We start from the raw sequence: 13,582 nt of genomic DNA, 5'->3' as shown, positions 1-13,582 counted from the left end.
AATCGAACCTAAGTAAACTCTCGTGCGCATCTTGTTGGTGGAAGACGATCAAATTCTGGGGGAAGCCGTTCGCGACCATGTGCTCGCGAACGGGCATGCGGTCGATTGGTTTACTACGGTAGCGGATGCCAGGGCAGCGCTGGAGGTTACCGGCTATGGACTTGTCCTGCTCGACCTGCGCCTGCCCGACGGGTCAGGTTTGACGTTGCTGAAGCAGTTTCGCGCGGGAGGGGATGCCACGCCCGTCATCATCCTGACAGCGCATGACCAGATCAGTGACCGGATTGAGGGACTGAACAGCGGTGCCGACGACTATCTGATAAAGCCCTTCGATCTCGACGAACTTTCCGCTCGTATCCTTGCCGTCGCGCGGCGCTATGCCGGAAAGCCGGCGTCGATCGTCCGGTTGCCGGGCCTTGTCATCGATCTGGCCAATCGTCACCTGCTTGCCGATGGTGCTGCCGTATCACTGAGCGCACGGGAATGGGCCGTGCTGGAGCGTCTGATGGAACGACCCGGAGCAATCGTCTCGAAAATCCAGATCGAGGAAGCTCTTTATGCCTTCGGCTCCGAAATCGAAAGCAATACGGTGGAAGTTTATGTGAGCCGCCTTCGCAAGAAGATCGGCAGGGATCGAATCGCAACGGTGCGAGGTCTTGGATACAGTCTGGATGCGAAGGCATGAGGGCGCGGTTGGTGAAGTCGAGCATGAGCCGTCGGCTCATTGTCGCCCTGACGGGCACGGTCACCGCTTTCTGGCTGGTGGCGGCAGGCCTCGGTATCATGGTGATGCTCGAAGAGTTCGGGGAAATCTTCGACAGTGTGCTGGAAGAGACGGCAGATCGGCTTATGCCACTCGTGCTCGATGATCTTGCGCGGGAGGCCGGCAATTCCAATGGACCGGGACGCATAGCATCGGATGTATTGCCCGAAGAGGCCTATCTCACCTATCAGGTCCGGGACGCCGATGGAGCCGTTCTCCTGCGTTCCCATGCCCTGTCCGGCCCTCCCCTGGATGCGCCCCTGAAACGCGGATATCACGATACGCCGACGCACAGGATTTATACTGCGGTTTCCGCCGATAATTCTATTTTCGTTCAGGTGGCCGATCCGCTCTCTTTCCGGCGGGAGGCTGCAGTCGAAGCTGGCAGCACGCTGATCCTGCCGTTGCTGGTGCTGGTACCCGCCAGTATCATTGCCATTCGGGTGATTGTGCGCCGAGTGCTGAAACCGGTCGAGGCTCTTCGGAAGACGATTGCCGGAAAGGACGGGGGAAACATGGCGCCGCTTGAAGAGCTTGCTCTGCCGGTGGAGCTGCAGCCGATCGCGCATTCGGTCAATCTTCTGCTCGAACGACTGAAGGCAGCGCTGGAGGCGGAGCGGGAGTTTACGGCCAACAGCGCGCATGAGCTTCGCACGCCGATCGCGGGCGCCCTCGCCCAAACCCAGCGCCTCATTGAGGAGCTGACCGACGCGGCCTCAAAGGCACGGGCGACACAGATCGCCCGCTCTCTTGGAAACCTCGGGCGTCTCGCGGAGAAGCTTTTGCAGCTCTCCCGGGCCGAGGCGGGTATTGCGGTAAACGACAACCCGGCGGATCTGGTGCCGGTGCTGCGGGCGGTGACGGATGAGATGAGGCGGCTTCTTCTTGCCAGGGCGGAGATCGAGCTGGAAATCGCCGAAGGCACGACGCTCGTCAGGCCGATCAACGCCGATGCGTTTGCCATCGTCATGCGCAACCTTCTTGAGAATGCGCTTGCTCATGGGGACGCACACCAGCCTGTTCGGATTTATGCGGCCGCGGATGGTACAATCGTGGTTGCGAATGGTGGGCCGCTTATCGATGCCCATACGCTTTCCACCCTCACGGCGCGGTTTGTTCGCGGCAAGACCATGGCCGCCGGCGCCGGGCTGGGGCTTTCGATCATCGCAAAACTCGTGTCCCAGATGAACGGGACGTTCGAGTTGCGATCACCCGCGACCGGACGAGGGGACGGGGTGGAGGCTCGCCTCACCTTATGATGTTGTTCTCCGGGAGAAAAAACGCCCTATCCCTTCCGCCGCGGCCTTTCCCGTCGCGAAGCAGGCGGTGAGCAGGTAACCTCCCGTCGGGGCTTCCCAGTCCAGCATCTCCCCGGCGACAAAGATCCCCTGCATCTTCTTCAGCATGAAGTCGCCATCGATCTCCGCAAAATCGATGCCGCCAGCCGACGAAATGGCTTCGGCGATAGGCCGCGGACGGACAACTTGGATCGGCAGCGCCTTGATAAGGTCCGCCAGCGCAGCGGCATCCCTGGTGGTTGCCATTTCCCGGACAAGCGCGGCTTTGACACCCTCCAACCCGGCACCCTTGCGAAGCCGGTTTGAAAGGCTGGTCTTGCTATCCTGCCTCGCGAGATCCTGTGCCAGGCGTTCCCGGGTCCGTCCAGGGGCCAGATCCACTGTCAGGACGGTATCCTCCCCGCGTTCAAGGCGATCGCGCAAGGCAGCGGCATGGGCGTAGACGAGGCTGCCTTCGATACCGGTGGCGGAGATGACGAATTCGCCCGGAAAACATCCTGCATCCGACGTGGCCTTCACTGACTTCAGGGCCGCACCTGCGAAGCGCTCGCGAAAGAACTCGCTCCAGTCCACATCGAAGCCGCAATTGGCGGGACGCAGGCGAGAAATGTTGATGCCGTATTTTTCAAGCTCCTTCGTCCAGGCTCCGTCTGATCCCAGACGCGGCCAGCTGGCGCCACCCAAAGCCAGAAGCACGGCGTCATAAGCAACCGAAATCGTATCCTGTGGTGTTTCAATCAGGAGAGCGCCCGTATCCGAGAAACCGGTCCAGCGATGGCGGGTTAGGATGTCGACGCCCTGCTCGTCAAGTCGCTTCAGCCACGTCCGCAGAAGCGGCGATGCCTTCATCGCTTTGGGAAAGATGCGGTCCGAGGAACCGACGAAGGTTTCGGTTCCCAATGAGCTCGCCCATGCACGGACATCCCCCGGCGTGAACCCCACCAAGGCTGGCCGCAATAGGTCATTGGCTGCGCCAAAGCGGGTTTGAAAAAGCTCAAAGGGCTCGGCATGGGTAATGTTCAGGCCCGATTTCCCCGCAAGAAGAAATTTCCGTGCCACAGTGGGCATGGCTTCATAGACAGTGACATGGAGGCCGGACCGAGACAGCACTTCCGCAGCCATCAAGCCCGCGGGTCCTCCACCGACAATGGCAACTTTGTATGGCTTTATCATCGTGCTCTCATCGCATGGGCAGGGCCTCTTGCGTACACCATGACATCAGCTGCAAGGCAACCCGATTTCTAAAGTCGGAGGAGAAGAGACTTTGTGTCCGGGTTGGACAAAGGGATAATGGCGGAGAGGGTGGGATTCGAACCCACGATACGGTTGCCCGTATGCCGCATTTCGAGTGCGGTGCTTTCGACCACTCAGCCACCTCTCCGGGTCATCCTTGGTCGACGCTTTTAAGCGCGAGGCGGTTCATAGCGGCAGACGATCAGGATGGCAAGGGGGCGGATTCATGAAAATGACGCAAAATCAGATGTCTCGTCTTGACAGGTTTTGCCGCTTCAAGTAATCGCGGCACTTGAAGTGGTGTGGCATGCCCTCACCGCGCCGGGCTTCTATTGTGCCCGTTCACCGGCAAGGCCTAGTGCCTTGTCATTGTCCGACTGAGAAAAAGACGGCCCCATTCCTGGATGGAGAGCCGGAACGAACATGAAAGGATAAAAAATGTTCGCAGTCATCAAGACCGGCGGTAAGCAGTACCGCGTGGCCGCCAACGATGTCGTCACGATCGAAAAGCTCGACGGCGCGGCAGGCGACAAGATTGAATTCACCGAGATCCTGATGGTCGGCGTCGGCGCCGATGCTGCCATCGGTGCTCCGTTTGTCGAAGGTGCTGTTGTCAGCGCCGAGGTTGTCGAGCAGGGTCGCGCCAAGAAGGTCATCGCCTTCAAGAAGCGTCGTCGCCAGAACTCGAAGCGCTCGCGCGGTCATCGCCAGCACCAGACGATTGTCCGCATTCTGGACATCGTTGCTGCCGGCAAGGCGAAGAAGGCTTCCAAGAAGTCTGAAGCCGCCGAAGCTGCCAACTGAGCCCCAGGATCTAAGGTTTAAAGGAGACATACCATGGCACACAAAAAAGCTGGCGGTTCTTCGCGTAACGGTCGCGATTCCAACTCCAAGCGCCTTGGCGTGAAGAAGTTTGGCGGCGAAGTTGTCGTCGCAGGCAACATCATCGTGCGTCAGCGCGGTACGCAGTGGCATCCGGGCGCCAATGTCGGCCTCGGCAAGGATCACACCATTTTTGCGCTTACGGCAGGCAACGTGGACTATCGTACGAAGGCCAATGGCCGCGTGTACGTGTCTGTCATGCCGAAAGCGGAAGCAGCGGAATAAGCCGGTAGCGCTCTAAAACAGCCGGCGTCTCATCGACCCGGCTGACCGCATCTGGTTTTCGCCAAAGATCAAAAGGGGAGATGGGGCAATACCCATCTCCCCTTTTTTCGTGTCTTTGGAGGACTTAAGATGCAAACCGAATTGTTGAGGCAGGACCAATCCCGGTCCCCCCAGGAGAGGCCAAGGCCTCAAAGGTCAAGGACCGATTGCCCGATATTGTTATCGCCACGGCTGGTTTTGCGCACGCCGCATGAAGACGATATCGACGCCCTTGCCCATCTTGCCAACAACGCCAATATCGCCACCATGGTTTCGCGCATGCCGCACCCGTACACGGTGGCAGATGCCGCGGATTTTGTACGACGTACAAAGACGGGCACGATTGGCAAGTGCGTCTACGCGATCACCAAAGCGGATAACGGCGCGTTTCTCGGTTGTTGCGGTATCGAGCCACATCCCGATGGCAAGACGGCGGAGCTGGGTTACTGGCTGGGCGAGCCCTACTGGAACGAGGGTTACGCCACGGAGGCCGCCCAGGCGCTGACCGACATGGCTTTCCGTACCCGCGACATCGACCAGATCGATGCGCGGTGCCGGGTCATGAACGTCGCCTCACGGCGGGTCATCCAGAAGTGCGGTTTCCAGTTCCAGGGCAGCGGCATGGTCGAGAGCCTGGCGCTGGGCGGCATGATGGCCGTCGAGTGGTACAGGCTCGACCGCAAGACCTGGATGTCGTTGCGCAGCTGGGGAGGCTTGAGATGACCGCTCATCTGCGGGAACGGCCGGTCGCGGCGCAGAAGCCTGATCTCGGTCCCTGCCCCACCATCCGCACGGAACGTCTGGTCCTGCGACCACACCGGCTCGATGACGCCGATGCTGTTGCCCAGTCGCTCGGTGACTATCAGGTCTCGCGCATGCTGGCCCGGGTGGCGACGCCCTATCACCGGCAGGATGCGCTGGACTGGTTGGTGCGCCAGAATTCCGGCCTGTTCGCAGGCTGGACGCTGGCGATCACCGATGGCGACGACGTTCACATCGGCTGCGTCGGCTTGGAGTTGCGCCATGGTCAGTGGCATCTCGGCTACTGGCTGAACCGTTACTACTGGGGCCGGGGATATGCCTGTGAGGCGGTGCATGCGACAATCCAGCGGTTCTTCAGGCGGATGCCGCAGGCGGTGCTGCATTCCGGCGTGTTCGCCGACAATGGCGCATCGCTGAAGCTTCAGAAGGCTCTCGGCTTCGAGATCACCGGCTGCCGCGACATTTACGCGCTCGCGCGCAATGCGATGGTGAGCCATATCGAAACCGCGATCACGGCGGCTGCACTTCGCTCGCCGCAATAGATTGAAGATCAAATGCGCCGGTCCTCCGGCGCATTTTCATATGTCCGGATGCTGATCATGCCAAAACAGGTTCGGATGATCGGTTGAGACCGGAAATAGCAGGATATTCTTTGACCTGCGCTGTGAGCAGCTATATCGATGGCGGCTTCGGCGCAGGCGCACAACGACGATTGGCAAGACGATGAAATTTCTCGATGAAGCGAAGGTCTATATCCGCTCCGGCGATGGTGGTGCGGGTGCCGTGTCGTTCCGGCGCGAGAAATTCGTCGAGTTCGGGGGGCCGGACGGTGGTGATGGCGGGCGCGGCGGCGATGTCTGGGTGGAGGCCGTCAACGGTCTGAATACGCTCATCGATTTTCGCTTCCAGCAGCATTTCAAGGCCGGCACGGGTATCCACGGCATGGGGCGCAATCGCACGGGCGCCGGCGGTGCTGACGTGACGCTGAAGGTTCCGGTCGGCACGCAGATTTTCGAAGAGGATCAGGAGACCCTGATCATTGACATGATCGCCGAAGGTCAGCGGTTCCGTCTCGCGGCCGGCGGCAATGGCGGCTTCGGCAATGCGCATTTCAAGACCTCGACCAATCAGGCCCCGAACTGGGCCAATCCGGGTCTTGAGGGCGAGGAAAAGACGATCTGGCTGCGCCTGAAACTGATTGCCGATGCCGGTCTGGTCGGGCTTCCCAATGCCGGCAAGTCCACGTTCCTTGCGACCTGCACCCGCGCACGTCCGAAGATCGCCAATTACCCCTTCACGACGCTGCATCCCAACCTTGGGGTCGCCACGATCGATGGGCGCGAGTTCATTCTGGCCGACATCCCGGGGCTGATCGAGGGCGCGCATGAAGGCATCGGTCTCGGCGACCGGTTCCTTGGCCATGTCGAGCGTACGCGCGTGCTGCTTCACCTCGTTTCCGCGCAGGAAGAAGATGTCGCCAAGGCCTACAAGACCGTAAAACACGAACTGGAAGCCTATGGCGGCGAACTCACGGACAAGACGGAGATCGTCGCCCTATCGCAGATCGACGTGCTTGATCCGGACGAGTTGAAGAAGAAGCAGAAAGCGCTGGCGAAAGTCTGCGGCCAGACGCCGCGTCTGCTTTCCGCGATCGTCGGAACCGGAATGACGGACACGCTCCGGGCGCTGCGTGATGTTATCGTGCGTGCTCAGACGGTCGGGGACGACGACTGACATGACTGCTACCCGCAAACCTTTGGAAAAGTATCGCCGGATCGTCATCAAGATCGGATCGGCGCTGCTGGTCGATCGCAAGACGGGGCTGAAGAAACAATGGCTTGATGGCATGTGTGCCGATATTGCCACGCTGAAGGCGAGGGGCGTCGATGTGCTCGTCGTTTCCTCCGGCGCGATCGCACTTGGCCGTAGTGTCTTGGATCTGCCGTCCGGCGCGTTGAAGCTTGAGGAAAGTCAGGCAGCGGCGGCGGTCGGACAGATTGCGCTTGCCCGCGCCTGGTCCGAGAGCCTGTCGAACGATGATATCGTGGCCGGGCAGATTTTGTTGACGCTGGGCGATACCGAAGAGCGCCGCCGTTATCTCAACGCGCGGGCGACGATCAGCCAACTCCTGAAGATCGGCGCGGTGCCGATCATCAATGAAAACGATACCGTGGCCACATCGGAAATCCGCTATGGCGACAATGACCGGCTGGCGGCCCGCGTGGCGACCATGACGGGGGCCGATCTGCTGGTGCTGTTGTCGGATATTGACGGGCTCTATACCGCGCCGCCGCATCTCGATCCCGATGCACGTTTCCTCGAAACCATTGCAGCGATCACGCCGGAGATCGAGGCGATGGCGGGTGGCGCGGCGTCCGAACTGTCCCGTGGCGGCATGCGCACAAAGATCGATGCCGGCAAGATCGCGACGGCGGCCGGCTGCGCCATGATCATCGCTTCTGGCAAGACGGAGCGTCCGCTGCAGGCCTTGGTCGAGGGCGCGCGTTCGTCGTGGTTTGCACCATCGGCCTCTCCGGTGACGGCACGCAAAACCTGGATTGCCGGGCAATTGCTGCCGGCCGGTAGCATCACGATCGATACGGGTGCGGAAAATGCACTGGGTTCGGGCAAGAGCCTGCTTCCGGCCGGCGTTCGCCAGGTTATCGGCTCGTTCAGCCGCGGCGATACGATTGCCATCATCGGCTCAGAGGGCCGCGAGATTGCCCGCGGACTTGCCGGTTATGATGCGGATGAAGCGCGCCAGATTGCGGGGCGCAAATCCGCGGAAATTGCCGCGATCCTTGGTTATGCCGGGCGTGCGGCCATGGTTCATCGTGATGACATGGTAATGACGGCGGCCCGGCGGCAAGCCGAGTCGGAGAGGAGTGACGCTCATGCTTGACGATGCGCGCAAAAAGGAAATCCAGGAAATCATGGCGGTCATCGGCCGTCAGGCGCGCGCCGCCAGCCGGCCACTGGCCATTGCGTCGGCGGAGCGCAAGCACGCCGCCCTTGTGAGCATGGCAAGTGCTATCGTTGCCCGGAGGGACGAAATTCTTGCGGCCAATGCGCTTGATCTTGAAAATGCCCGTGAGACCGGTGTTGCCGCCTCTTTCCTCGACCGGTTGACCTTGACGGAAGGCCGCGTGCTCGACATGGCCAATGCCATTCGTGCGATTGCCGAGCTGCCTGACCCGGTGGGCCATATCATGGCCCAATGGGACCGGCCGAACGGTCTGCATATCGAGCGTGTGCGCACGCCGCTCGGCGTCATCGGCGTTATCTACGAAAGTCGGCCGAATGTGACGGCTGATGCGGGTGCCTTGTGCCTCAAGGCTGGCAACGCCGTGATCCTGCGCGGTGGGTCGGACAGTCTCAATTCATCGCAGGCTATCCATGCCTGCCTCGTGCGGGGGCTGAAGGATGCAGGGCTTCCAGAGCATGCTATCCAGGTGGTTCCTGTTGCCGATCGTTCCGCGGTCGGGGCGATGCTGACCGGGCTTGGCGGAACGATCGACGTCATCGTGCCGCGCGGCGGCAAAAGCCTTGTTGCGCGCGTGCAGAACGAGGCGCGGGTGCCTGTCTTTGCCCATCTCGAAGGCGTTTGCCACGTCTATGTCGACAAGTCTGCCGATCTGGAGATGGCGAGGAAAATCGTCGTCAACGCCAAGATGCGGCGCACCGGGATTTGCGGGGCGGCCGAAACATTGCTGATCGATCGCGCAGTGAAGGATCGTTTCGCGGAGCCATTGCTGACGGCCCTGCTGGAAGCCGGCTGCGAAGTCAGGGCGTGTGAGGAACTGCGCGCCATGATGCCGGGCCTGATTGCGGCGACAGAAGAAGACTGGGCGACGGAGTATCTCGATGCCATCATCTCGGTCGCCCTGGTCGACGGCGTTTCCGGCGCGATCGAGCATATTTCGAAATGGTCGTCTTCCCATACGGACGCTGTCATCGCGGAAGACCCGTCGGTGGTCGAGCGTTTCTTTGCTGAAATAGATTCGGCCATTCTGCTTCACAACGCCTCCACCCAGTTTGCCGACGGCGGCGAGTTCGGGATGGGCGGAGAAATCGGCATTGCGACCGGCAAGATGCACGCGCGCGGCCCCGTTGGCGTCGAGCAACTGACCTCGTTCAAGTACCGGGTGCGCGGCAGCGGTCAGGTTCGCGCTTAAGTGAGTGAAGTCGGCGTTGCCACGCACTACCTGAAGATGCCGCATGTCGAGCCGGGCATGCGGGTAGGGTTGTTTGGCGGCTCGTTCAATCCGCCCCACGCGGGCCATCAGTTGGTAGCGGATATCGCGCTGCGCCGGTTGAAGCTCGATCAGCTCTGGTGGATGGTGACCCCGGGTAATCCGTTGAAAAGCCGCAATCAACTGGCGCCGCTTTGCGAACGCATCGCGCTGTGTGAAAAGATCGCACATGATCCACGCATCAAGGTGACGGCGTTCGAGCAGGGGTTTGGGCAGAGCTATACGGCGCGTACGCTGGAAAAGATCCGCCAGAAGAACCGCGGCGTGCGTTTCGTCTGGATCATGGGCGCGGACAATCTGAAAAGTTTTCATCTCTGGCAGGATTGGCAGACGATCGCAAAAACCTATCCGATCGCGGTCATTGATCGGCCGGGCGCAACGCTGTCCTACTTGTCCTCGAAGATGGCGAAAACCTTCGACTACGCCCGGGTCGATGAGGAGGATGCCGCAAATCTCGCATCGCGCGCTGCCCCCGCCTGGACGTTCATCCATGGGCCGCGTTCGCCGTTGAGCTCCACAGCACTGAGGACGAAGATGGAATGAGCGTCTTCAGATCCACCGTTGCCGATCTGCCTCGGAACAATGGGAACAATCCATCATTTATTTCTCGTGTCTTGAAACGTTAAGGCATTGATGCCTACATTTGGTGTGACGGCTCGTTGGACAAGACGAGTCGTGGTGCCTGTTCTGTTAAACTGGAAAGGAAAGACCCTGACAACAGCACACGCGAAGGGAAATGTTACACGCATTTTCCCTCACAGCACGACCCAAGGCAGCGATCTTGCCGAGCGTGCTCTTCACCTGGTCCTCAACAGTCTCGAGGACTCCAAAGCGGAAGATATTGTCACTATCGACATTGCCGGAAAGTCGGCGCTCGGGGACTACATGGTCGTGGTTTCGGGGCGGTCGAGCAGGCATGTCATGGCGATAGCAGACCATCTCATTTCCGATCTCAAGGACGAGGGTCATGGCAATGCCCGCGTCGAAGGTCTGGAAACGGGCGATTGGGTTCTGATCGACAGCGGCGACATCATCGTCCATATCTTCCGACCGGAGATCCGCGAGTTCTACAACATCGAGAAGATGTGGGCTGCGCCGGACATGGAAGACGGTCGGCTGCATTAGGCATGTCACGCAACGGCGACTGAAGCCAATGCATTAATGGCACGCATTTCTGGTTCGTTGGAAGACGCGCCTAAGGAAAGCTTGTTTGCCAGAGACGCTGCAGGTGCTGTCTTTGCGAGGCGTCGGATAACGCGCGTATGCGGATTGCCGCCGCTTTGACGGCAATGCAAGCATGACCGGCTGCGGCCCGAACCGGACTTGGAAACGTCGTGTTCTCGGAGCGGTCCCCGGCGTCGCTCGATGCCGCGAGTGTACGAATTGGAGTAAACTCATGCGTGTTGGTCTTTTTGCCGTCGGACGCCTCAAGGCCGGCCCGGAAAAAGATCTGGCTGCACGCTATCTCGATCGCTTTGCCAAAGCAGGGCCGGCCATCGGTCTTGAATTTTCCCGCATCGTGGAGGTGGCTGAGAGCCGTGCTTCCAGCTCCGACACGCGCAAACGCGAGGAGGCGGGCATGCTTGAAAAATCCTTGCCCGAGGGCAGTCTACTCCTTCTCCTGGATGAGCGCGGCAGGGCCTTGGATTCACCTGCTTTTGCCTCGCTCCTCGGGTCTTTTCGCGATATGGGCAAGCGTGACTTGATGATCGCCATCGGCGGCGCCGATGGACTTGATCCTTCACTTCATGGGCGGGCTGACGCGGTGGTGTGTCTCGGCAAAATGACCTGGCCCCATCAACTGGTGCGTATCCTGATAGCCGAACAATTATACCGAGCGGTCACTATTCTTTCCGGCCACCCATACCATCGTATTTGACTTCGGCTATCGCGCCTCGAATACGTGCCCACATTGTTTACCTGATGTAACACGGCATTAAGTGTCTCGATGTTAGCCTGATTTCTGCAGTTGCGACTGCAGGAAATCGCGGGTGGCACTTGAGCGTGCGCCGCGTCCCTTTCGGAAGGACGAATGTGAAGGGCGCATCCACTATTCTGCCGCAAGATGACGTCGTGATTTCGAGGCGCCGCCGTATCACTGTCGTTCTCTGGTCCGCGGTCCTTCTTGTCACCCTTTCAGGGTTCATCGCCCTCTTTGCTCTTCTGCTTTCCGACCAGCGCCATCAGGATTGGGTGCAGGCCGAAGTGGCCGCCAACAATCTCGGCGTGTCGGTTCAGCGCGAGATCCTCCAGACATTTCATGGTGCCGATCAGGCCCTCATGTCCGTGCGCGAGCTTCTGCGCGTCGACCCCAATTTCCGCTTTGATCCGCAAAAGCGTCGCGCCTTTTTGGGCGGCTCCGGCAGTGAGGTCGGTATCGGCGAAATCCATATTCTCGACGCCCGGGGGGAATTGAAGCTGAGCTCCGAGACAAGTCCGCGCTTGAGAACGAATTTTGCCAATGAGGCCTTCTTCTTTACGCAGGAGCGCAGCAGGCAGGATCTTCTTTTTACGGCCAAGACGGTGGGTGTTTCCCCCCTAAAGGAGCCCGCGGTCATTCTTAGTCGCAGACTGACGGACGCAACAGGCAAGTTCTCGGGTGTAGCCGTCTTCTCCCTGCGTTTGTCCTCCTTCATGCCTTTGTTCAGCTCTCTCGAGCTTGGCAACAAGGGGGCTATCAGCCTCTACGGCACGGATGGTACTCTCTTGCTGCGGGCGCCCGAAATTCCAGGCACTGTCGGAGCGAATTATGTGGCGTCCGATATCTTCTGGAAACTTGCAACGGCTGAGAAATCCTTCGTCGCGCCATCCGCGATCGATGGTGTCGAGAGGCTGTTCAACGTCGGTCGGGTCGCCGTCCTGCCATTGATTGTCACGGTCGGGCTATCGGTCGAGGAAATATACGCAGGTTGGCTACGTCTTGCTTCGATGACCGCGGTGTCGTTTCTGGCCCTGGCAGCCTGTGTCGTCTTTCTTTCGGTCATGCTCGCCAGGGAATTCCAGTTCCGCCGCAAGAGCGAAATGCGCTATCGCCGGCTGGCTCATATCGACGAACTTACCGGTTTGTTCAATCGTCGCCGATTTGACATCTGCTTGGACGAGGCATTTTCAAACGCCCAGGCGGGGGCACGGCCTCTGTCCGTGATCATGATCGATGTAGACCGTTTCAAGCTGTTCAACGATTTCTATGGCCATCAGAAGGGTGATGAGTGTCTGCGCGCAATCGCTCAGACGATCCGCGACCGGCTTGATCGTGAAACCGATACCGTTGCCCGCTATGGTGGCGAGGAAATGGCGATCATACTTCCAGATACAGATGCCTCCTTGGCTGATGTCATCGCAGAGGACGTTCGTCGCGCCATCGAAGAGCTGGCGATTGAGCATGCGCGCTCAAGCCTCGGTCGTGTGACGGCGAGTTTCGGGGTGGCAACCTTTGAGCCCACAGGACACGATGGACCGCAGAATGCAGATGCGCTGGTCGCGGCGGCTGACGAGGCGCTATACGGCGCCAAACGTAGCGGGAGAAACCGGGTCATCAGCCGTTTCGTCGTCGCGAGCGGCATACCGGCGCTTCGGCCGGCTGACGAAGCTGCACGCTTGATCTGTGTCGAGAGGGTTCTTAAGGCTTTGACCCCGACCGTCCGGCAATCGCTTGACGGCATCAGCCAGATGGCGTCACAGGCCCTTGGAACAGGAATCGCGGTTGTAACGATCGTGGATTCGCAAGAGCAGCGCTTTGTCGGTCGCTTTGGTATCGAGCTTGAATCAACGGCGCGGGATATGGCGATCTGTTCCCACGCCCTTGCGAGTTCGGAAACGATGGTGGTTCTGGATGCAGCCAAGGATGTACGTTTCGCCGGAAACGAACTCGTCAAAGGTGAGCGCGGTTTCAGGTTCTACGCCGGTGCACCGCTGACGGAAGCGGTGAGTGGTGCGAAAATCGGCACGCTGTGCATCGTCGATACGGTGCCGCATTCGGCCTTTAGCCGGGAACAACAGAACCTTCTCGCTGGCTTCGCCTCGATGGCAATGGACCAGATTCAGGCCTGCCTCACCGCCATGCCGGAAGACGGGCCGCAGAAGCGCATGGCGGCAGGCTGATTGTCACTCAATTGGCGGCTTTCTCG

Annotated in this window: 14 protein-coding genes and 1 tRNA gene; 13 read left to right on the top strand and 2 right to left on the bottom strand. The window is 59.9% G+C overall.

Annotated features, from left to right (window positions below):
* Positions 1-22: 22 nt before the first annotated feature.
* Positions 23-685, top strand: a complete 663-nt coding sequence (locus BLX89_RS15560; protein ID WP_075291853.1) for a response regulator — start codon at positions 23-25, stop codon at positions 683-685.
* Positions 686-708: 23 nt separating this feature from the next.
* Entirely contained in the window at positions 709-2,022 is a 1,314-nt protein-coding gene (locus tag BLX89_RS15555) for a sensor histidine kinase (protein WP_245292834.1), read from the top strand.
* Here BLX89_RS15555 and BLX89_RS15550 read toward each other — a convergent pair.
* Together BLX89_RS15550 and BLX89_RS15545 are read right to left on the bottom strand one after the other, a co-directional pair.
* Complete coding sequence (locus tag BLX89_RS15550) at positions 2,017-3,234, bottom strand: TIGR03862 family flavoprotein (RefSeq protein ID WP_075291851.1); 1,218 nt, start codon at positions 3,232-3,234, stop codon at positions 2,017-2,019. The genes BLX89_RS15555 and BLX89_RS15550 overlap by 6 nt on opposite strands.
* Positions 3,235-3,352: 118 nt before the next feature.
* Positions 3,353-3,442, bottom strand: a tRNA-Ser gene (locus BLX89_RS15545).
* A 290-nt stretch (positions 3,443-3,732) separates the two neighbouring features.
* Here BLX89_RS15545 and rplU point away from each other — a divergent pair.
* From rplU to BLX89_RS15490, 11 genes are all read left to right on the top strand, one after another.
* Positions 3,733-4,098: a 50S ribosomal protein L21 gene (gene rplU, locus BLX89_RS15540; RefSeq protein ID WP_075291850.1), complete on the top strand. Its 366-nt coding sequence runs from the start codon at positions 3,733-3,735 to the stop codon at positions 4,096-4,098.
* 33 nt (positions 4,099-4,131) lie between these two features.
* Complete coding sequence (rpmA, locus tag BLX89_RS15535; protein ID WP_062586136.1) at positions 4,132-4,401, top strand: 50S ribosomal protein L27; 270 nt, start codon at positions 4,132-4,134, stop codon at positions 4,399-4,401.
* A 129-nt stretch (positions 4,402-4,530) separates the two neighbouring features.
* Positions 4,531-5,163: a GNAT family N-acetyltransferase gene (locus tag BLX89_RS15530; protein WP_075291849.1), complete on the top strand. Its 633-nt coding sequence runs from the start codon at positions 4,531-4,533 to the stop codon at positions 5,161-5,163.
* Positions 5,160-5,744, top strand: coding sequence for a GNAT family N-acetyltransferase (locus BLX89_RS15525; RefSeq protein WP_075291848.1), 585 nt, complete (start codon positions 5,160-5,162; stop codon positions 5,742-5,744). The genes BLX89_RS15530 and BLX89_RS15525 overlap by 4 nt, the downstream gene beginning before the upstream one ends.
* 181 nt (positions 5,745-5,925) lie before the next feature.
* Positions 5,926-6,936 (top strand): GTPase ObgE, encoded by a 1,011-nt coding sequence (gene obgE, locus BLX89_RS15520; RefSeq protein ID WP_075291847.1) that lies wholly within the window; start codon positions 5,926-5,928, stop codon positions 6,934-6,936.
* A 1-nt stretch (position 6,937) separates the two neighbouring features.
* Positions 6,938-8,104 (top strand): glutamate 5-kinase, encoded by a 1,167-nt coding sequence (gene proB / locus BLX89_RS15515; RefSeq protein ID WP_075291846.1) that lies wholly within the window; start codon positions 6,938-6,940, stop codon positions 8,102-8,104.
* A complete protein-coding gene (locus BLX89_RS15510; protein WP_075291845.1) occupies positions 8,097-9,377 on the top strand; it encodes a glutamate-5-semialdehyde dehydrogenase in 1,281 nt (426 codons plus the stop codon). Before proB ends, BLX89_RS15510 begins: the two co-directional genes overlap by 8 nt.
* 36 nt (positions 9,378-9,413) lie before the next feature.
* Positions 9,414-9,998, top strand: a complete 585-nt coding sequence (locus BLX89_RS15505) for a nicotinate-nucleotide adenylyltransferase (protein WP_075291967.1) — start codon at positions 9,414-9,416, stop codon at positions 9,996-9,998.
* Positions 9,999-10,088: 90 nt separating this feature from the next.
* Positions 10,089-10,580 carry a ribosome silencing factor gene (rsfS, locus tag BLX89_RS15500; RefSeq protein ID WP_075291844.1) on the top strand — a complete coding sequence of 164 codons (492 nt, stop codon included), beginning with the start codon at positions 10,089-10,091 and terminating at the stop codon, positions 10,578-10,580.
* A gap of 271 nt (positions 10,581-10,851) precedes the next feature.
* Positions 10,852-11,334 carry a 23S rRNA (pseudouridine(1915)-N(3))-methyltransferase RlmH gene (rlmH, locus tag BLX89_RS15495; protein WP_075291843.1) on the top strand — a complete coding sequence of 161 codons (483 nt, stop codon included), beginning with the start codon at positions 10,852-10,854 and terminating at the stop codon, positions 11,332-11,334.
* A gap of 194 nt (positions 11,335-11,528) precedes the next feature.
* Entirely contained in the window at positions 11,529-13,556 is a 2,028-nt protein-coding gene (locus BLX89_RS15490) for a diguanylate cyclase (protein ID WP_143523639.1), read from the top strand.
* The last annotated feature ends 26 nt before the right edge of the window (positions 13,557-13,582 follow it).

The organism is Pararhizobium arenae (assembly GCF_001931685.1).
Classification (GTDB): Bacteria; Pseudomonadota; Alphaproteobacteria; order Rhizobiales; family Rhizobiaceae; genus Pararhizobium; species Pararhizobium arenae.
Note: the sequence above shows the minus strand (reverse complement) of the source record. Positions and strands in the feature narration are given on the sequence as shown.